Below are 18,387 nucleotides of genomic sequence, written 5' to 3'. Positions count from 1 at the left end.
CGCCTCCGGCGCCCGCGGCGGGGGAGCGACCTCAGCCCTTCGGCCCGCCGACCCCGACGGCCCGCCGGACCATCGCGGTGTCCTCGGTGACGTCGAGCAGGGCCATGGCGTAGTCGGCGCGCGTGAGCCGCCAGTCGCCGCCGGTGGCGTCGGGCTCGAAGTCGGTGTGCACCCGACCCCGCGCCGGGCCGTCGGCGAGCATCGTCGCCCGCACCACGCTCCAGTCCAGCGGACCGCCCTCGAGCATGCCCTCGGCCCGGGCGAGGTCGGCGTAGGGCCCGCGGAAGCGCCACCAGACCAGGTCGAGCACCAGCTTCGGCCGCGTGGCCACGACCGAGCGGCTGCTCGTCATGACCAGCCTGCGCACCCCGGCGTCGGCCATCGCGGGCGCCAGCGCGCGCACGATCGCGCTGCCGCCCACGGCCATGACCACCGCGTCCTGGCCGGCGACCGCCGCGGGCAGGACGGTCGGGTCGGTGGCGTCGCCGACGACCATCGCGTGCGGGCCGGCGACCGGGCGCCGCGCCAGCGCGGTGACCTCGTGGCCGCGGGCCGCGGCCTGCTCGAGCACGAGCCGCCCGGTGCGCCCGGCGGCCCCGACGACCAGCAGCCTCACCGCGCCACCGCCTGGCGGCGGGTGTTGTGGAAGGCGGTGACCCGCCAGCCGTCGCCGTCGTCGACCAGCACGAACGACGGGACGGAGTCGCGGTCCGCGGTGGTCCCGGGCCGGTCGGCCGGGCGCACGGCGCCCGCGGTGAGGACGTGCGCGACGTCCGGGCGCAGGAAGCGGACGGTGGGGGAGTCCTCCCCGGTGGACGTGGCGCCCATCGTGGAGCCCTTGAGCGGGCCGTCGAACAGCCACCGGTGGACGTCGACGACGGCGTCGCGGCCGACGAGCACGTGCCCGTCGAAGGTGACGTAGGTGGCGTCGGGGGTGAACCCGGCGCCGTACGCGGTGGCGTCGCCGGCGTTCCAGGCCGCGGCGAGGCGGTCGAGCGTGGCGCGGACCGCCGCCTCGGCGGCAGCGCGTGCGGATGGTGCGGACATGGGTGTCCTCCGTCTGAGCGTGAAGGGTCGCGGCGCCTGCGCGTACGCTCAGCGGTGCTGTTCCGGTGAGCCGTGCGCGGCGTCGGTCGTGCGGGGTTCCGGGTCCGGGAGGGGCGTTGGCGCGCCCCTCCCGGGCCGCTGCATCGTCGCGATGCCCGGGTCAGCCCATGCGCCGCCCCTCGGGCAGGAGGTCGACCAGGCCGGCGAACGCCGCGCCGTCCTCGTCGGGCCAGGCGGGCGAGCCGGCGCGCACTTCCGCGACGAACGCGGCCACCCAGTCGTGCTCGGCGCCGAGGCGGGCCCGTTCGAACTCGCTCTCCACGAGCAGCAGCCGGGGCACGGCCGCGGGCACGGTGGCCAGGCCCTCCTCCAGGCCGCGCAGCCGGGCGGCGAGGACCTCCAGCCGGGCGAGCAGCGCGGTGAGCGCCTGCTCGCGCGACAGCACGCCGATGAACGACAGCGCGGCGACGAACAGCGTGGCGTCGGCGTCCGGGACGGCGAGCAGCCGGCGGACCCGGTCGGCCAGCGCGGCGCGCCCGGCGTCGGTGAGCGCGTACACCGTGCGCTCCGGGCGCGGGCCCTCGCGCCGCACGTCGTGCACCGCGATGAGGCCGTCGCGCAGGAGCCGGTCGACGGCGTGGTACATGCTGCGGGGCAGGCCGGTGACGAAGTCCTTGTGGGTGTCGACGATCAGCCGGTGCATCTCGTAGGCGTGCCGCGGCCCGGTGAGCAGCAGCGCGAGCACGGTCAGGGCGGGCAGGTCCCGGTCGGCCCGACGCAAGTGCACACCCCACCTCCGACCGATCCTCACGTTGATGCAGGACGCAGTATGGCGGATTGCACTATCCGGCGGCAAGGACGGGTGACCGCAGCGAGGACGGCACGTCGACTCGATCCTGTCCCGATCGTCGGTCCTGCGGGCGCTGGAGAGCCACCCGATCGGGTACCCGCGCGGCGTGGGGATGCTCGGGGCGCTCGACCGCTATCAGCGCAAGCACAAGTGGCTGGGCCTGCCGCTCGCGGTGGTCTACAAGTTCGCCGACGACCAGGGCGCCTACCTGGCCGCCCTGATCACCTACTACGGCTTCCTGTCGCTGTTCCCGCTGCTGCTGATCATGGCCACGGTGCTGGGGTTCGTGCTGCCCGGCCACCCCGAGCTGCAGCAGCAGCTGATCGACAGCGCGCTGGCCCAGTTCCCGATCATCGGCGACCAGCTCACCAGCGGCACCCAGCCGCTGCGGGGCTCGGGGTGGGGGCTGGTCACCGGCATCGTGGTCGCGCTGTACGGCGGCCTCAACGCGGCCGTCGCGATCCAGAACGCCCTCGACATCGTGTGGGGCGTCCCGGTGAACAAGCGGCCCAACCCCTTCCTGGCCCGGCTGCGCAGCCTGGCGATGCTCGGGCTGCTCGGCGCCGGTGTGCTGCTCACCACCGCGCTCACCGTGGTCGGCGGGTTCGGCGAGCGGTTCGGCCCGGTGGTGCGCGTAGGAGTCGTGGTGCTGTCCGTCGCGGTCAACTGCGGGCTGTACATCGTCGCCTTCCGGGCGCTCACCGTGCGGGCGGTGACGGTGCGCGAGGTGGTGCCGGGGGCCCTGCTGGCCGCGGTCGGCTGGCAGGTGCTGCAGGCGGTGGGCACCGCCTACGTCGACGGCCAACTCCGCGGGTCGACCCAGGTGTACGGCCTGTTCGCCATCGTGCTCGGGCTGCTGGCCTGGATCTACCTCGCCGCGGTGGTCGTGGTGCTGTCCGCCGAGCTCAACGCCGTCGTGGCCGGGCGCCTGTGGCCGCGGGCGCTGCTGGGCCCCTTCATCGAGGACGTCGACCTCACCCGGGCCGACCGGCGCAGCTACACCTCCTACGCGACGTCGCAGCGCTACCGCGAGTCCGAGGAGATCGAGGTGAGCTTCCGCGGACCGGACGACCCACCGGAGGGGCGGGACCGCGACGGTTGACCCCGTCCCTCACACCAGGTCGTTGCGGCTCAGCACACCGACCAGCGTGCCCTCGCTGACGACCGGGACCACCCGCAGCCCGTGCTCGGCGACGAGCAGGCGGGCGTGCCCGATGGTGTCGTCCGGGTCGAGGGTGATGACGTCGCGGGTCATGACCGCGCCCACCGTGCGCCCCGTGCGCCGGGACAGCGGCTCGTCGCCCAGCAGGTCGGCCTCGCTGACCACTCCGACCAGCTTGCCCTCATCGTCGACGACGGGCAGCGAGGTCAACCGCTCGGCGACCAGCCGGGCCGCGGTCTCGTCGGCCGGGTCCGCGGCGGTCGCCGTGAGGACGTCGCTGGTCATGGCGTCGCGGACGTGGGCGGCGTCGGGTCGGGCGGTGCTGCGGCGGGTGGGGGCGACCTCGGCGGGCAACGCGCCGCGCAGCCGGTCGGCGAGCCGGGACAGCGCGCCGGGCCGGGAGCGCACGCGCAGCAGGTCGCTGCGGGTGACCACGCCGACCAGCACCCCCCGCTCCACGATGGGCATCACCCGCAGCTCGCCGTAGGTGCGCAGGCGGTGGGCGACCAGGGCCAGGCTCGCCCGCGGCGGCATGGACAGCACCTCGGGGTTCATCACCGCGCCGACCACCGCCGAGTCCTCGCCGCCGTCCTCGCGGTGGCGCAGCACGTCGAGCAGGCTGACGATCCCGACCAGGCGGAACCGCGCGTCGACCACCGGCAGCGAGCTGTAGCCCAGCTCGGTCATCCGGTGCACCGTGCGGGCGAGGTCGTCCTCCGGCCGGGCGGTGACGACGCGGCTGGACATGACGTCGCGAGCGTGCAGCGGCATGCACAGAACGTAGTACGCGCGACCCCGGTCGGTCGTCGTCCGACTCAGCGCCGACTCAGCGCACCCGGCTGGTGCTGTCGCGCAGCACCACCTCACCGCGCACCCGCACGGTGCGGGGCCGCTCGCCGGGTTCGGTGTCCAGGGCCAGCGCGGCCGCGCGCTCGCCCATCTCCTCCAGCGGCAGCCCGACCGTGGTCAGCGAGGGCACGAGGTCGCGCAGCGTGCGGATGTCGTCGAAGCCGGCCACCGACACGTCCTGCGGGATGGCCAGCCCGTGGTCGCGGAAGGCGGCCATCGCGCCGACGGCCATCACGTCGTTCACGGCGAACACGCAGGTCACGTCGAGCCCGGCGGTGACCAGTTCGGTCGCGGCCGCGTAGCCGCCGTCGCGGGTGAACGGACCGGGCACCGCGCGCACGGCCTCGTCGGGCAGGCCCGAATCGCGCAGGCCCTCGACGAAGCCCGCGTGCCGGTCGCGCGCGGTGAGCAGCTCGGGTGGTCCGGTCAGCACGGCGAGGCGGCGGTGCCCGAGTCGGGCGAGCTCGCGGGCGAGCTCGCGGGCACCGGCCCGGTTCTGCACCAGCACGGTGTGCGTGCCCAGCCGGTTCTGGCTGATGCACGCGACCCGCCCGCCCGACTCGCTGAACCCGGCGAGCTCCTTGGCCAGCCGCGCGGTCAGGTCGCGGCTGCGGGTCCGGCTGCCCACGATGATCACCGCGCGGGCCCGCTGGGCGCGCAGCGTGGCCACGTAGTCCAGCTCGCGCTCCGGGTCGCGGCGGGTGCTGGCCATGACCACGACCAGCCCGCGCTGCTCGCACTGGCGCATGACGCCGTCGGCGATCGCGGAGAAGTACGGGTCGGAGATGTCGTGCACGACGAGCCCGACGATGTTGCTGGCCCCGCGCGCGATCGCCTGCGCGTGCGGGTTGGCCCGGTAGCCGAGCTCGGCGGCCGCGGCCAGCACCCGGCCGCGGTGCGGCTCGCCGACCGAGCGGTGGCTGCCGTTGAGCACGCGGGACGCGGTGGCCAGCGACACCCCGGCCGCGGCGGCGACCTCGGCCAGCCGGACCGGGCCGCGGCGCGGGGAGGGATCGGTGCCGGGGGCGGGCTCTGCTGTCTCGGTGGGTTCTGCGGGCTCGGCCACGGATCCCCCTTCCCCGCCGATCCGGCCACCCCCGTGGTCCCCGGGCCGGTCGATCCCGTTCACCGCGGAGGGTATGGCACACCGACCGCGTCCGGGCGGTGCGTTCGAGCCCAGCGCGATACCGCCGCCTGGTTCAGTGATCCTTCCGCCACCAGGGCGCACCACCCTCGGCTGACCGTACTTCCCGGCGCCACCGCGACGGGGTCGTCGGCGGCCAGCTGGGAGCCGATCCCGGGGTAGCCCTCGACCCGCACGAACCACGGGTCGGCCGCGGTGGCCGCGCCGGTGCCGACCAGCGCCAGGGTGAACGGGTCGGGCCCGCGCTCGGTCCAGGCCAGCCAGGGCGCGACCACCCCGTGCACCGCGGCCTCGCCGACCGCGTCCTCGGCGGCGCCGCCCGCGCGCACCTCCGGCGCGGTGGCCGGCGGCAGCCGCCAGAACAGGCCCCCGTAGCCGGCGCCGGTGCGCCCGTTGGTGGCCGGGCTGCCCAGCCGCAGCGTCCGGTCCGTGGCGTTGGCCAGCTCGGTGACCAGCTCCAGCTCCCAGCCGTCGGCGTCCCGGTCGACCCACCTGCGGGTGGTGACCGTGCGCCGCTCGTGCAGCAGGACCTCACCGCGCGCCGCCACCCAGCGCAGCCGCTCGACGAAGCCGCTCGCGTCGCGGGCGTCGAAGCCGGCGTGCTCGATCCGGCCGTGGTCGTCGCGCCAGGTGTAGCCCTGCCCGCGCACGTAGGTGCGCCCGCCCCAGAAGTTGCCCCCGTCGACGTCCTGCACCGCGACGCCGACGCCGAGGTGCCAGCGGTGGTCCGCGGGCACGGCGTCGCTGACGACGCGTCCGCCCAGCGTGCGCACCGGGTGCAGGTGCGGGCGGGGCGCGAGCACGGGGTCGAGCTCGGCGCCGTCGACGTAGGTGGCCACGGCGCGCCCGGCCACGCGCAGCTCGGCCAGCTCAGCCACGGGGCACCGCCACGGCCGGGGCGGCCCACGCCAGGTCGAGCTCGGAGAACGGGGCCAGCTCGGCGGCGGCCCGCTCGACCGCGGCGTCGATCCCGGGAACCACCTCGCGCGGGTGCGGGCCGGTGGTGTCGGTGCGGTGGTGCCCGGGCCCGATCGGGCGCGGGTCGGGCGCCACCCGCACCGCCTCGACGACATCGGTGAATGCCGCGGTGGCCGGCAGCGGCGCCAGCAGCGCCACCGCCGGGTCCCGGGTGTGCGCGACCAGGTTCTCCAGCAGGTCGGTCGCGGGGTGCTCGGTGACGGTCACGTGGTCGTCGGCCTCCAGCCGGACGGTGTCGCTCTTGTAGTGCAGGACGATCCGGCCCCGGCTGCCGTGCACGACGACGAAGGGCTCGTGGTGGCGCTCGGCGCAGAGCGTGACCGCGACGACGACCGGGGTGCCGCGGGCCGTGGTGAGCCGCGCGCAGGCCGTGTCGTCGGCCTCGATCGGGTTGGCCCGGTACAGCTCGACGCGCACGTCGCGCAGCGGGTCGGCACCGGAGCCGTCGATGGCCAGCGCGGTGGCGGTGGCGTGCGCGAAGGGGTTGGTCAGCGCGCCGTCGACGACGTCGGTGCCGTCGAGCCTGCGCCGCCCGGCCCAGGGGGAGCGCGCCCAGTACGCGTGGTCGCGCACCCAGGCCCCGGCGGCGCCGATGCCGCGCACCTCGCCGATCGCGCCACCGGTCGCGAGGGCGCGCACGTGCGCCAGCGCGGCCGAGCCGAGGCTCTGGAAGCCCACCTGGCACGCCCGGCCGGTGGCGGCGACGCCCCGGACGAGCCGGCCGAACTCCGCCCGGCTCGGCGTCGGCGGCTTCTCCAGCAGCACGTGCGAGCCCGCGCGGGCGGCGGCGAGGGCGATGTCGACGTGGGTGGGGATCGGGGTGCAGACCACGGTGACCTCGGGCCGGACCGCGTCGAGCAGCTCGGTCAGGTGCGGGCCGGTGGGCACCCCGCCGACGAGCGCGAGCTGGTCGTCGGCCAGCGGCCGCGGCTCGCAGACGCCGGCCAGCCGCACGGGGGCGCCCGCGCGGCGGAGGCGGTCCAGGTTGCGCAGGTGCCAGCGGCCGTGGCCGTGCGCCCCGACCAGCAGGACCCGGGCGGGGGACGGGTGGGATGGGGGCATGCGCTGCGGTCCTCCTCGACGGGCGTCCGGGCCGGGACGGTACCGATCGGGAAAGCGGTTGCCAACCACTTCCTCGGAGACACTCCGGATTCCAGATCGTGACCTGTCCGGGATAAGTCCAGCTCAGACCGCCTCAACCCAGCGTGGAACGGCCGTACAGACGATCACCGCGATCGGTGGCCTGTTGACAAGGCGACCCGCGGACGGCTTCGCTAGAAAGCGCTTGCCCGCCCCTCCCGCTACCGCTCCCGGGCCCCCGCCCCGGGCGAGAGGTGACGATGACCGAGCTCAGTGACGAGACCCGGACCCCGGCCGCGGTGCCCGCGCACCCGCCGCCGCGGTCCGCATCGCCGCCCGCCCCGGCCCGGCGCCGCCGGTGGCGACTGCCCCAGGTGGGCGAGCGGAAGGTGGCCTACCTCTTCCTGGCGCCCTGGTTCATCGGGCTCGCGCTCATCACCATCGGCCCGATCCTGGGCTCGCTCTACCTGTCGTTCACCGACTACAGCCTGCTCGCCCCGCCCGAGTGGACCGGCCTGGACAACTACGAGCGGATGGTCACCGATCCGCGCTTCTACCAGTCGCTGCAGGTCACGTTCGTCTACGTGTTCGTCTCGGTGCCGCTGCAGCTGGCCTTCGCGCTGGCGCTGGCGCTGGCCCTGGACAAGGGCCTGCGGGGACTGGCGTTCTACCGCTCGGTCTACTACCTGCCCTCGCTGCTCGGGGCCAGCGTGGCCATCGCGGTGCTGTGGCGGCAGATGTTCGGCGCCGAGGGGCTGATCAACGCCGCCCTGGAGAACCTGGGCTTCACCGACCTGCCCGGCTGGGTGTCCGACCCGGACTACGCCCTGGGCACGATCATCATCCTGAACGTCTGGACGTTCGGCTCGCCGATGGTGATCTTCCTGGCCGGGCTGCGGCAGATCCCGCAGATGTACTACGAGGCCGCGGCCATCGACGGCGCGGGCGCCCTGCGGCGGTTCTTCTCGATCACGCTGCCGCTGCTCAGCCCGATCATCTTCTTCAACCTGGTGCTGCAGCTGATCGGGTCGTTCCAGTCGTTCACCCAGGCGTTCGTGATCAGCAGCGGTCGCGGCAGCCCGGCCGACTCGACTCTCTTCTACACGCTCTACCTGTACCTGCGCGGCTTCGGCAACTTCGACATGGGCTACGCCTCGGCGCTGGCCTGGGTGCTGCTGCTCATCGTCGGCGTGCTGACCGCGGCCAACTTCCTGGTCTCGAGGTTCTGGGTGTTCTATGGCGACGACTGAACCCGGGGAGCTGCACGGTCCGGGTCCGGACCTGGACTCCCCGCGCGGCCTGGCCCGCCCCGGTGGGCGCCCACGCGTGCTGGCCCACCTGTGCCTGATCCTGTTCGGGCTGCTGATGCTCTACCCGCTGATCTGGATGCTCGCGAGCTCCTTCAAGCCCGGTGAGGAGATCTTCAGCCAGCCCGGGCTGTGGTCGGAGAACTTCACCGCGCAGAACTACGTCGAGGGCTGGACCGCGCTGCCCCGGCCCTTCCACATCTACATCCTCAACTCGCTGATCGTGGTGGGCGGCTCCATCGTGGGCAACCTGCTGGCCTGCTCGCTGGCCGCCTACGCGTTCGCCCGCCTGGAGTTCCGGTTCAAGCGGTTCTGGTTCGCGGTCATGCTCGGCACGATCATGCTGCCGATCCACGTGGTGATCGTGCCGCAGTACGTGCTGTTCGCCCAGCTCGACTGGATCAACACCTTCTGGCCGCTGATCGTGCCGAAGCTGCTGGCCACCGACGCGTTCTTCATCTTCTTGATGGTGCAGTTCATCCGGGGCATCCCGAAGGAGCTCGACGAGGCGGCCCGGATCGACGGCTGCGGCCACTTCGGGATCTTCTGGCGGATCATCATCCCGATGTCGACGCCGGCACTGGCCACGACGGCGATCTTCACCTTCATCTGGACCTGGAACGACTTCTTCAGCCAGCTGATCTTCCTGGCCGACCCGGACCTCTACACCGTCCCGGTCGCGCTGCGCACCTTCGTCGACTCCAACACCCAGACCCCGTGGGGCCCGGTCTTCGCGATGTCGGTCGTCTCGCTCGCCCCGATCTTCGGCTTCTTCCTCGCCGGTCAGCGCTACCTCGTCCGGGGCATCGCGACGACCGGGCTCAAGTGACCCACCCAGCTGTGACCGCCCACTCGAAGGGAACTGCACCGTGGCAGCACCACCCCCCGCACCCGGGCCCACCGCGTCCCGGCTGCGCCGCACCCTGGTCGCCGGGGCGCTGAGCCTGGTCATGATCACCGCGACGGCCTGCGGCGGCGGTGGCGGCGAGCCCGCGGCCGGCGCCGAGGCCGGGCCGGTCACCCTGCGGTTCTACTGGTGGGGCAGCGACAGCCGCCACCAGTACACCCAGGAGCTGATCGACAAGTACCAGGCGGCCAACCCGGGGGTGACCATCGAGGCCGAGTTCAGCGGCTTCGACGACTACTGGGACCGGCTCGCCACCGCCACGGCCGGCGGTGACGCGCCGGACGTCATGCAGCAGGACACCCGCTACGTCGCCGAGTACGCCGAGCGCGGCGCGCTGGCCGACCTGACCGAGTACATGCCCGGTGTCATCGACACCGCGCAGCTCGACCAGCCGATGCTCAAGACCGGCCGGCTCGACGGCAAGACCTACGCCATCCCGACCGGCGTCAACGCCTTCGCCCTGCTGGCCAACCCCAAGCTGTTCGCCGACACCGGGGTCGCGCTGCCCGACGACGCCACCTGGACCTGGGACCAGATGGTGCAGCTCAGCGAGCAGATCAGCGCGGCCGGTGGCGGTCAGGTGTTCGGTGTGCAGGACCTGGGCTTCAACGAGACCAGCCTGGAGATCTTCGCCCGGCAGCGCGGGGAGGAGCTGTTCAACGCCGACGGCGACGTGGGCTTCACCCGCCAGACCCTGGTCGACTGGTGGACCACCATGGTCGCCCTGCGCGACACGGGCGGCACCTCGCCGCCGCCGATCAGCGTGGAGTCCCAGGCCGGCGGCGTCGACGGGTCGCTGACCGCGCAGAACCGCGCCGCGCTCGGCTCCTGGTGGACCAACCAGCTGCCCGCGCTGAGCACCGCGACCGGCCAGGACATGGAGCTGCTGCGCTGGCCGGGCGAGTCGCCCAGGGCCGGGATGTACCTCAAGCCGGCCATGTTCTGGTCGATCTCCGAGCGCAGCGAGCACCCGGAGGCGGCGGCGAAGTTCATCGACTACCTGATCAACTCGCCGGAGGCCGCGGAGCTCGCGCTCAGCGACCGCGGGCTGCCGATCAACACCGCGCTGCGCGAGCAGATCGTCCCCAAGCTCAAGGCGGCCGACCAGAGGTCCGCGGCGTTCGTCGAGGAGATCACCCCGTCCCTGGCCGACCCCCCGCCGCTGCCCCCGCAGGGCGCCGGTGAGGTGCAGCGGATCCTGCAGCAGCTGCACGAGCAGGTGCTGTTCGACCAGCTGAGCGTCGACCAGGCCGCCGACCAGTTCATGGGCGAGCTGGACGCGGCGACGGGCTGAGCCCGACGTCCGTCGCCGGAAGACCCCGGCGGGCGGCGCGACCCCTCCCGCGCCGCCCGCCGGGCCACCGCACCCCGAGGAGCTCCGATGACCACGCCGCGCCAGCGCTACGCCGTCGTCGGCACCGGGCACCGCGCGCAGATGTACGTCGACGCGCTGCTGGGCAGCCACGCCGACGTGGGCGAGCTGGTCGCCCTGTGCGACCCGAACCCGACGCGGATGGCCTACTACCAGGACCTGCACCGCGCGGCGCGCCCCGCCGCCTGCGACCTGCCGCAGTACCCGCCGGAGCGCTTCGCCGACCTGCTCGCCGAGCAGCGCCCGGACGGCGTGATCGTGACCAGCGTGGACGCCACCCACGCCGAGTACGTGTGCGCGTCGCTCGCCGCGGGCGCGGCCGTGATCTGCGAGAAGCCGCTGACCACCACCGCGCGGGACTGCCGGCGGATCGCCGAGGCCGCGGCGGCCTCGACCGCGCCGGTGGTCGTGACGTTCAACTACCGCTACTCCCCGCGCAACTCCGCGGTCCGCGAGGTGATCGCGGCCGGGGAGATCGGGGAGGTCACCTCGGTGCACTTCGAGTGGGTGCTGGACACGGTGCACGGCGCCGACTACTTCCGCCGCTGGCACCGTGACAAGGCCCGGTCCGGCGGCCTGCTGGTGCACAAGGCCAGCCACCACTTCGACCTGGTCAACTGGTGGTTGGACGACGAGCCCGAGCGCGTGGTCGCGATGGGCGGGCTGCGCTTCTACGGCGCCGGGGCGGCCGCCGGGCGCGGGGTCGGCGGCCGGCCCGAGCGCAGCCACGGCGACCCGGGCCTGGCCGAGGACCCGTTCGGCATCGACCTCGCCGCCGACCCCCGGCTGCGCAGGCTCTACCTCGACGCCGAGGCCGACGACGGCTACCTGCGCGACCGCGACGTCTTCGCCGAGGGCATCTCCATCGAGGACAACATGGCGGTGCTCGTCGGCTACCGCCGCGGCGCCACCCTCAGCTACTCGCTCAACGCGCACGCGCCGTGGGAGGGCTACCGCGTGTCGGTCAACGGCACCGCGGGCCGCCTCGAGCTCGCCGTCGTCGAGCGCGCCGAGGTGCACGGCCCCCGGGCCGGCGCGCGCAACGCCGTCGACCCGAGCGCGCACCCGGACGCCGACGGCGGCGAGCGGGCCCGGCGCCCCGGCGCGGAACTGCTCGTGCAGCGCCACTGGGAGCCCGCGCGCCGGGTGCCGATCACCGAGGGGAAGGGCGCCCACGGCGGCGGCGACGCGCTGCTGCTCGACGACCTGTTCCGGCCCGACCGGCCGGTCGACCCGCTGCGCCGCACGGCCGGCTGGCGCGACGGCGTGCGCGCGGTCGGCGTGGGCGTCGCGGCCAACGAGTCGCTGGAGACCGGACGGCCGGTCGACCTCGCCGAGCTGCTCGGCGCCCCGGTCTGACCAGCACCAACCGACATCGCGGAGGAGATCGCATGAGCGAGCTTGCGAGCGGATCATCAGGACGACGCCCGCTGCGCATCGTCATGAACGGCGTCACCGGCCGGATGGGGTACCGCCAGCACCTGCTGCGCTCCGTGCTGGCCATCCGCGACGACGGCGGCCTGCTGCTGTCCGACGGCACCCGGGTCCCGGTCGAGCCGGTGCTGGTCGGGCGCAGCGCGGCGCGCGTCGGCGAGATCGCCGACCGGCACGGCGTCGAGCGCTGGACCACCGACCTCGACGAGGCGCTGGCCGACCCGACCGCCCAGGTCTACTTCGACGCCCAGGTCACCTCGGCCCGGGAGAAGGCCATCACCGCGGCCATCGCCGCGGGCAAGCACGTCTACACCGAGAAGCCGCTGGCCGAGTCGTTGGAGGGCGCGCTCACCCTGGCCCGGCTGGCCGAGCAGGCGGGCGTGCGCTGCGGCGTGGTGGCCGACAAGGTCTACCTGCCGGGTCTGGTGAAGCTGCGCAGGCTGCTCGAGGGCGGGTTCTTCGGCCGGGTGCTCTCGGTGCGCGGCGAGTTCGGTTACTGGGTGTTCGAGGGCGACTGGCAGGCCGCGCAGCGCCCGAGCTGGAACTACCGCAGCGCCGACGGCGGCGGGATCGTCATGGACATGTTCTGCCACTGGTCCTACGTGCTGGAGAGCCTGTTCGGGCCGGTGCGGGCGGTGACGGCGCGGGCGGTCACGCACGTGCCCGAGCGGGTCGACGAGCAGGGCGAGCGCTACACCGCCACCGCCGACGACGCCGCCTACGGCATCTTCGAGCTGCCCGACGGGGTCGTGGCCCAGATCAACTCCTCGTGGTGCGTGCGGGTGTTCCGCGACGAGCTGGTGGAGTTCCAGGTCGACGGCACCGAGGGCAGCGCGGTCGCCGGGCTGCGCGAGTGCCGCGTGCAGCACCGGGCCACCACCCCGATGCCGGTGTGGAACCCCGACCTGCCGGTCACCGAGCCCTTCCGCGAGCAGTGGCAGCGGGTGCCCGACAACGCCGAGCTGGGCAACGGTTTCCGGGTGCAGTGGGAGCAGTTCCTGCGCCACGTCCTGGAGGGCGGCGCGCACCCCCACGACTTCCTGGCCGGCGCCCGCGGCGTGCAGCTCGCCGAGCTGGGCCTGCGCTCGTCCGCGGAGGGCAGGCGCTTCGAGGTGCCGGAGGTGCGGGCGTGAGCCGTCTCCTGCTGCCCGGCGCCGACGGCTCGCTGCGCGAGCACGTCCTGGGCGCGCCGGGGGACTGGACCCGCCCGACCCGCCCGATCGCCTCCCGCACGGCCTACGCCGCGGCGCACGTGGTCGCCGACCCGCTGGCCGACAACGCCCCCGGCGCCCCGGCCGTGCTGGACTGGGACGCCACCCTGGCCTTCCGCCGCCACCTGTGGTCGTGGGGGCTGGGCGTGGCCGACGCGATGGACACCGCGCAGCGGGGGATGGGCCTGGACTGGGCGGCCACCGCCGAGCTGATCCGGCGCTCGGCGGCCGAGGCGCACGCCGTGGGCGGCGCGCTGGTGTGCGGGGTCGGCACCGACACCGGCGCCGAGCTGCGCTCGCTCGACGACGTGGTCGGCGCCTACCTCACCCAGCTGGAGGTCGTCGAGGGCGCCGGGGCCGGGGTCGTGCTGATGGCCAGCCGCGACCTGGCCCGCCTCGCCGCCGGACCGGACGACTACGCGAAGGTCTACGCCCGGGTGATCGGGCAGGCGTCCGCGCCGGTGCTGCTGCACTGGCTGGGCGAGGTGTTCGACCCGGCGCTGGCCGGCTACTGGGGCTCCCGCGACGTCGACGAGGCCACCGCCGCCGTCGTGGCGCTGGTGCACGAGCACGCCGACTCCGTCGACGGGATCAAGGTCTCGCTGCTCGACGCGGCCCACGAGGTGGCGCTGCGGGCCGCGCTGCCCGCGGGGGTGAAGCTCTACACCGGCGACGACTTCCACTACCCCGAGCTGATCCGCGGCGACGGCACCGCGCACTCGCACGCCCTGCTGGGGATCTTCGACGCCATCGCCCCCGCCGCATCGACCGCGCTGCAGGCCCTCGACGCGGGCGACGCGGACGCGTACGAGCGCGCCCTGGCCCCGACGGTGGCGCTGTCGCGGCACCTGTTCGCCGCGCCGACCCCGCACTACAAGACCGGGATCGTGTTCCTGGCCTGGCTGGCCGGGCACCAGGAGGCGTTCGCGATGGTCGGCGGGATGACCGCGGCGCGCAGCCTGCCGCACCTGGCGGAGGTCCTGCGGCTGGCCGACGCGGCCGGCCTGCTGCCCGACCCCGAGCTGGCCGCCGCCCGGATGCGGTCGCTGCTCGCCGTGGCGGGGGTGCGGTCGTGAACGCGCCCGGGCTGGAGCGGCTGTCGCTCAACCAGAAGACCGTCGACCAGTGGGGCGTGCGCCAGGTCGTCGACGGTTGCGCGCGGGCCGGGATCGGGGCCGTCGGCCTGTGGCGCGAGCCGGTGGCCGACATCGGCCTGGAGAAGGCGGCCAAGCTGGTGCGCGACGCCGGGCTGCGGGTCTCGACCCTGTGCCGGGGCGGGTTCCTCACCGCCGCCGACCCGGACGCGCGCGCGGCCGCGCTGGCCGACAACCGCCGCGCGATCGAGGAGGCCGCGACCCTGGGCACCGGGGTGCTGGTGCTGGTGGTCGGCGGGCTGCCGGCCGGCGACCGCGACCTGCCCGCCGCCCGCCGCCGCGTCGCCGACGCGGTCGCCGAGCTGGCCCCGCATGCGCAGGCGCACGGCGTGCGCCTCGCACTCGAACCCCTGCACCCGATGTACTGCGCCGACCGTGCCGTCCTGTCGACGCTCGCCCAGGCGCTCGACGTGGCCGAGCGGTTCCCGGTCGACCGGGTGGGCGTCGCGGTGGACACCTTCCACGTCTGGTGGGACCCGCAGATCGACGCCCAGATCGCCCGGGCGGGGGCGCGGATCGCGACCTACCAGCTCGCCGACTGGGTGCTCCCGCTCCCGGCCGACGTGCTGCTCGGGCGCGGCTACCCCGGCGACGGCCACGTCGACTTCCCGGCGCTGACCGCCGCCGTCGGGGCCGCGGGGTACACCGGCGACGTCGAGGTGGAGATCTTCAACGCCGACGTGTGGGCACAGGACGGCGACGAGGTGATCGCCACGGTCGTCGACCGGTACCGCAGCCTCATGAGCTGACCTCGGGCGGCTCCCTGCGGCGATTCTCCGCCAGCCCTCCCCGAGGGGCACCTCGCAGCCCTGGCGGCGTCTTCGCAGCCCGCCGGCGCGCTGCGACGACCACCCCGGTGCTGCGGGGACACCAGGGGTCTGCGAGGTCGACCCGTCCGCCACCCCTCCGGGGGCTGCGCCCGCGTTGCGGTGGCGCTCCGCCCCACCCGTCCCCGACGATGATCACCAGCGGCGCTGACCGGGGCACCGGATACGGAGGTAACACCCGGGTCACGGCGCCGCATCGCTGTGCGCGCCGGGCGCGACCCGGCTTGCCAGCCGCTCCCGGCATCCCTAATGTATGCGTATGCATTTGACGGATGCGGAGAAGCGACGGCTCGGCGCCGCCGTCGAGGTCGTCAAGGAACCGACCGGTGCCGGGGCGGTGCAGGGGCGCGATCCGGAGGTCGTGGCCACCGTCTCGTCGATGCTGAGCCGCATCGAGCGCGAGGGCATGGACGCCGTCCTGCACTACGCCCGCGAGCTCGACGGGTTCACCGGGCGCTCGCTCGAGGTCCCCGCGGCCGAGCTGGAGCGCTCCGGCGACGGGCTGCCGCCCGCCCTGCGCGAGGCGCTGGACACCGGGGCCGAGCGCACCCGCCGCTTCGCCGGGATGCAGCGCTCCCGCCTGCAGGACTTCGAGGACGAGGTCGTGCCCGGGGTGGTCTGCGGGCAGCGCTTCGTCCCGGTCGACCGCGTGGGCGCCTACCTGCCTGCCGGTCGGTTCCCGCTGCTGGCCAGCGCGTTCATGACCGTCGGCGTGGCCAGGGTGGCCGGGGTCGGGCGGATCGTGGCCACCACCCCACCCTCGCGCGACGGCGGTGCGCACCCGGCCGTGCTGTACGCGGCCAAGATCACCGGGGCCGACGCCGTCTACGCCGTCGGCGGCGTGCAGGCGCTGGCCGCGATGGCCTTCGGGCTGCTCGACGGCGACCCCGCCGACATGGTCGTGGGGGCGGGCAACGCCTACGTGGCCGAGGCCAAGCGCCAGCTCTACGGGCGCGTCGGCATCGACGTGCTGGCCGGCCCGTCCGAGGTCGCGGTGATCGCCGACGACACGGCCGACGCGGCGATGGTCGCCGCCGACCTGCTGGCCCAGGCCGAGCACGGCCCGACCTCACCCGCCTCCCTGGCCACGACCTCGCCGAGGCTCGCCGAGGAGGTGCCCGCGGAGATCGAGAAGCAGCTCGCCGGCCTGGCCACGGGGGAGGTCGCCGGGGCGGCCTGGCGCGACTTCGGCACGGTCTACCTGGCCCGCGACCGCGAGGCCGCGGCCGAGGTGATGAACCTGCTGGCCCCCGAGCACCTCGAGGTGCTGGCCGAGGACCTGGACTGGTGGCTGGGCGCGCTGCGCAACTACGGCTCGCTGTTCCTGGGCACATGGTCGACGGTCGTCTACGCGGACAAGGGCATGTCCGGCACCAACCACGTGCTGCCCACCGCCCGCGGCGCCCGCTACACCGGCGGGCTGTCGGTCGCCGGGTTCCTCAAGCAGCTCACCTACCAGCGGGCCACCCGCGAGGCGACCCGCACCCAGGCCGAGCCCACCGTGGTCGTGTCGGACTACGAGGGGCTCGTCGGACACCGCGACAGCGCCCGGATCCACCTCGACGTCCTCGACAAGTGATCGTTACCTCGCCGCGCAGTACATCCGTATTCATCCGCCGGACGACGGTGTCCGGAGCCGAAGGAGCCCGAGTATGAGAAGACCCCGAGCGACCGTGCTGCGCGCGCTCGCCCTGACGTTCTCCGCCGCCGTGCTGGTGTCCGCCTGCGGTGCGGGCTCGCGGACAGCGGCCGAGACCGCGACCGAGGTCGCATGCGACTTCCCCGCCCCGGCCCAGCCGGTCTCGGTGAACGTGCTGGCCTACAACTCCTCGGCGATCGATCCGTTCACCAACACCATGGTCAAGAGCTGCAGCAAGAACCAGGTGACGGTCAACCACGAGCCGATCGACTTCGGTGGCCAGGTGCAGAAGACCACCGCCACGCTCGCCGGCGACAGCGGCACCTACGACATCGTCGAGACCTACAGCTTCGTCGTCCCGCAGTACGCCTCCCAGCAGAAGCTGATGCCCCTGGACGACATGCTCGCCGAGTTCGACGAGAAGTACGCCCTCGGCGAGATCAACGAGGACATGCGCAAGGCGATGTCCTTCGACGGCAAGCTCTACGGGCTGCCGATGCAGGCCCAGATGTACGTGATGGCCTACCGCAAGGACGTGTTCGACCAGCTGGGCCTGCAGCCGCCGACCACCTTCGCCGAGCTGCGCGACGTGGCCGCGAAGATCCAGCAGGCCGGCCAGATCCAGTACCCGCTGGCCCTGCCCATGCTGGCCAGCGGCGACATCGGCACCGTATACGACGCCACGCTCGGTTCCCTCGGGGTCGACTACACCGACCCGCAGGCGATGACGGCCAACTTCGACAAGCCCGAGGCCGCCACCGCGTTCGAGGAGCTGCGCTCGCTGCTGCCCTACATGGACCCGCAGGTCACCACGTTCGACCAGCCACGCGTGCAGCAGCAGATGTACAACGGCTCGGCGGCGATCGCGATCATGTTCTCCGGCCGGATGAACGACCTGAGCCAGGAGTCCAACAGCCGCTTCGCCAAGGAGTTCGCCTTCGCCCCGCCGCCCGCGGTGGCCGGTGGCGACACGCTGTTCAACACGCTGTCGGTGGACGGGTGGTCGATCCCGGCCAACGCCGCGGCCGACCCGAAGCTGCTCTTCGAGCTGATCGCCTCGGCGGTCAGCCCGGACGCCTCGAAGGCCTCGGTACCCGCGGCCTACCCGGCCCGCGAGGGCATCGTGACCCCGGAGTCCAGCCCCTACGCCGCCGCGGCCCAGGAGTCGATCGGCAAGGCCCCGCCCGCCGAGCCGTTCCCGTGGACCTCGCGGATCGCCAACGACACCCGCTCCGTCGTGGCCGACGTGATCCTGGGCAACACCCCGGTCGCCGACGGCACCGCGCAGATGCAGCAGATCGCCACCCAGATCCTGGCCGAGTACAAGAACTAGCAGCCGCGGCGGCCGCCCGAGGAGCCCCGGGCGGCCGCCGCCGGGTCGGACGACCCCCGAGGAGGTGGGGACATGCGACGGCGCGAGTTCCTG

Annotated in this window: 17 protein-coding genes; 10 read left to right on the top strand and 7 right to left on the bottom strand. The window is 74.1% G+C overall.

Features of this window, described 5'->3' with window-relative positions:
• Positions 1–31: 31 nt before the first annotated feature.
• From KDL28_RS01525 to KDL28_RS01515, 3 genes are all read right to left on the bottom strand, one after another.
• Positions 32–616 carry an NAD(P)-dependent oxidoreductase gene (locus tag KDL28_RS01525; protein ID WP_252435311.1) on the bottom strand — a complete coding sequence of 195 codons (585 nt, stop codon included), beginning with the start codon at positions 614–616 and terminating at the stop codon, positions 32–34.
• The gene (locus KDL28_RS01520) at positions 613–1,047 is read right to left on the bottom strand and encodes an SgcJ/EcaC family oxidoreductase (protein ID WP_252435310.1); all 435 of its coding nucleotides are present in this window, start codon (positions 1,045–1,047) and stop codon (positions 613–615) included. Before KDL28_RS01520 ends, KDL28_RS01525 begins: the two co-directional genes overlap by 4 nt.
• A gap of 160 nt (positions 1,048–1,207) precedes the next feature.
• Entirely contained in the window at positions 1,208–1,834 is a 627-nt protein-coding gene (locus tag KDL28_RS01515) for a PadR family transcriptional regulator (protein ID WP_252435309.1), read from the bottom strand.
• 175 nt (positions 1,835–2,009) lie between these two features.
• Between KDL28_RS01515 and KDL28_RS01510 the strand changes: the two genes are divergently transcribed.
• The gene (locus KDL28_RS01510) at positions 2,010–2,999 is read left to right on the top strand and encodes a YihY/virulence factor BrkB family protein (protein ID WP_252435422.1); all 990 of its coding nucleotides are present in this window, start codon (positions 2,010–2,012) and stop codon (positions 2,997–2,999) included.
• A gap of 9 nt (positions 3,000–3,008) precedes the next feature.
• On the opposite strand, the gene KDL28_RS01505 is transcribed toward KDL28_RS01510, so the two are convergent.
• Genes KDL28_RS01505 through KDL28_RS01490 form a run of 4 tightly spaced genes read right to left on the bottom strand, consistent with a single transcriptional unit; the run spans position 3,009 to position 7,092 of the window.
• Positions 3,009–3,830 carry a CBS domain-containing protein gene (locus KDL28_RS01505; RefSeq protein ID WP_252435308.1) on the bottom strand — a complete coding sequence of 274 codons (822 nt, stop codon included), beginning with the start codon at positions 3,828–3,830 and terminating at the stop codon, positions 3,009–3,011.
• Positions 3,831–3,885: 55 nt separating this feature from the next.
• Positions 3,886–4,974: a LacI family DNA-binding transcriptional regulator gene (locus KDL28_RS01500; protein ID WP_308215906.1), complete on the bottom strand. Its 1,089-nt coding sequence runs from the start codon at positions 4,972–4,974 to the stop codon at positions 3,886–3,888.
• Between the two features lie 59 nt (positions 4,975–5,033).
• Positions 5,034–5,930, bottom strand: coding sequence for a DUF6807 domain-containing protein (locus KDL28_RS01495; RefSeq protein ID WP_252435307.1), 897 nt, complete (start codon positions 5,928–5,930; stop codon positions 5,034–5,036).
• Entirely contained in the window at positions 5,923–7,092 is a 1,170-nt protein-coding gene (locus tag KDL28_RS01490; RefSeq protein ID WP_252435306.1) for a Gfo/Idh/MocA family protein, read from the bottom strand. Before KDL28_RS01490 ends, KDL28_RS01495 begins: the two co-directional genes overlap by 8 nt.
• 278 nt (positions 7,093–7,370) lie before the next feature.
• Between KDL28_RS01490 and KDL28_RS01485 the strand changes: the two genes are divergently transcribed.
• From KDL28_RS01485 to KDL28_RS01445, 9 genes are all read left to right on the top strand, one after another.
• A complete protein-coding gene (locus KDL28_RS01485; RefSeq protein ID WP_252435305.1) occupies positions 7,371–8,360 on the top strand; it encodes a carbohydrate ABC transporter permease in 990 nt (329 codons plus the stop codon).
• Positions 8,347–9,246, top strand: a complete 900-nt coding sequence (locus KDL28_RS01480; RefSeq protein WP_252435304.1) for a carbohydrate ABC transporter permease — start codon at positions 8,347–8,349, stop codon at positions 9,244–9,246. The genes KDL28_RS01485 and KDL28_RS01480 overlap by 14 nt, the downstream gene beginning before the upstream one ends.
• A gap of 40 nt (positions 9,247–9,286) precedes the next feature.
• Positions 9,287–10,618, top strand: coding sequence for an ABC transporter substrate-binding protein (locus KDL28_RS01475; protein ID WP_252435303.1), 1,332 nt, complete (start codon positions 9,287–9,289; stop codon positions 10,616–10,618).
• A gap of 87 nt (positions 10,619–10,705) precedes the next feature.
• Positions 10,706–12,055, top strand: coding sequence for a Gfo/Idh/MocA family oxidoreductase (locus KDL28_RS01470; protein WP_252435302.1), 1,350 nt, complete (start codon positions 10,706–10,708; stop codon positions 12,053–12,055).
• 32 nt (positions 12,056–12,087) lie between these two features.
• Positions 12,088–13,263, top strand: a complete 1,176-nt coding sequence (locus KDL28_RS01465; RefSeq protein WP_252435301.1) for a Gfo/Idh/MocA family protein — start codon at positions 12,088–12,090, stop codon at positions 13,261–13,263.
• Entirely contained in the window at positions 13,260–14,417 is a 1,158-nt protein-coding gene (locus KDL28_RS01460) for a dihydrodipicolinate synthase family protein (protein ID WP_252435300.1), read from the top strand. Before KDL28_RS01465 ends, KDL28_RS01460 begins: the two co-directional genes overlap by 4 nt.
• Complete coding sequence (locus KDL28_RS01455) at positions 14,414–15,244, top strand: sugar phosphate isomerase/epimerase family protein (protein ID WP_372496850.1); 831 nt, start codon at positions 14,414–14,416, stop codon at positions 15,242–15,244. The genes KDL28_RS01460 and KDL28_RS01455 overlap by 4 nt, the downstream gene beginning before the upstream one ends.
• 337 nt (positions 15,245–15,581) lie before the next feature.
• Positions 15,582–16,901, top strand: coding sequence for a histidinol dehydrogenase (hisD, locus tag KDL28_RS01450; RefSeq protein WP_252435299.1), 1,320 nt, complete (start codon positions 15,582–15,584; stop codon positions 16,899–16,901).
• A 73-nt stretch (positions 16,902–16,974) separates the two neighbouring features.
• Complete coding sequence (locus KDL28_RS01445) at positions 16,975–18,294, top strand: ABC transporter substrate-binding protein (protein ID WP_252435298.1); 1,320 nt, start codon at positions 16,975–16,977, stop codon at positions 18,292–18,294.
• Positions 18,295–18,387: the final 93 nt, after the last annotated feature.

Origin of the sequence: Pseudonocardia humida, assembly GCF_023898865.1 — a bacterium.
GTDB classification, from domain to species: Bacteria; Actinomycetota; Actinomycetes; order Mycobacteriales; family Pseudonocardiaceae; genus Pseudonocardia; species Pseudonocardia humida.
This window is presented reverse-complemented; position numbering and strand designations above follow the sequence as displayed.

Coding starts and splice junctions, on each gene's coding strand:
- KDL28_RS01520 (WP_252435310.1), bottom strand. CDS start 1,047: ATGTCCGCACCATCCGCACGCGCTGCCGCCGAGGCGGCGGTCCGCGCC.
- KDL28_RS01510 (WP_252435422.1), top strand. CDS start 2,010: ATGCTCGGGGCGCTCGACCGCTATCAGCGCAAGCACAAGTGGCTGGGC.
- KDL28_RS01505 (WP_252435308.1), bottom strand. CDS start 3,830: ATGCCGCTGCACGCTCGCGACGTCATGTCCAGCCGCGTCGTCACCGCC.
- KDL28_RS01490 (WP_252435306.1), bottom strand. CDS start 7,092: ATGCCCCCATCCCACCCGTCCCCCGCCCGGGTCCTGCTGGTCGGGGCG.
- KDL28_RS01485 (WP_252435305.1), top strand. CDS start 7,371: ATGACCGAGCTCAGTGACGAGACCCGGACCCCGGCCGCGGTGCCCGCG.
- KDL28_RS01480 (WP_252435304.1), top strand. CDS start 8,347: ATGGCGACGACTGAACCCGGGGAGCTGCACGGTCCGGGTCCGGACCTG.
- KDL28_RS01470 (WP_252435302.1), top strand. CDS start 10,706: ATGACCACGCCGCGCCAGCGCTACGCCGTCGTCGGCACCGGGCACCGC.
- KDL28_RS01465 (WP_252435301.1), top strand. CDS start 12,088: ATGAGCGAGCTTGCGAGCGGATCATCAGGACGACGCCCGCTGCGCATC.
- hisD (WP_252435299.1), top strand. CDS start 15,582: ATGCATTTGACGGATGCGGAGAAGCGACGGCTCGGCGCCGCCGTCGAG.
- KDL28_RS01445 (WP_252435298.1), top strand. CDS start 16,975: ATGAGAAGACCCCGAGCGACCGTGCTGCGCGCGCTCGCCCTGACGTTC.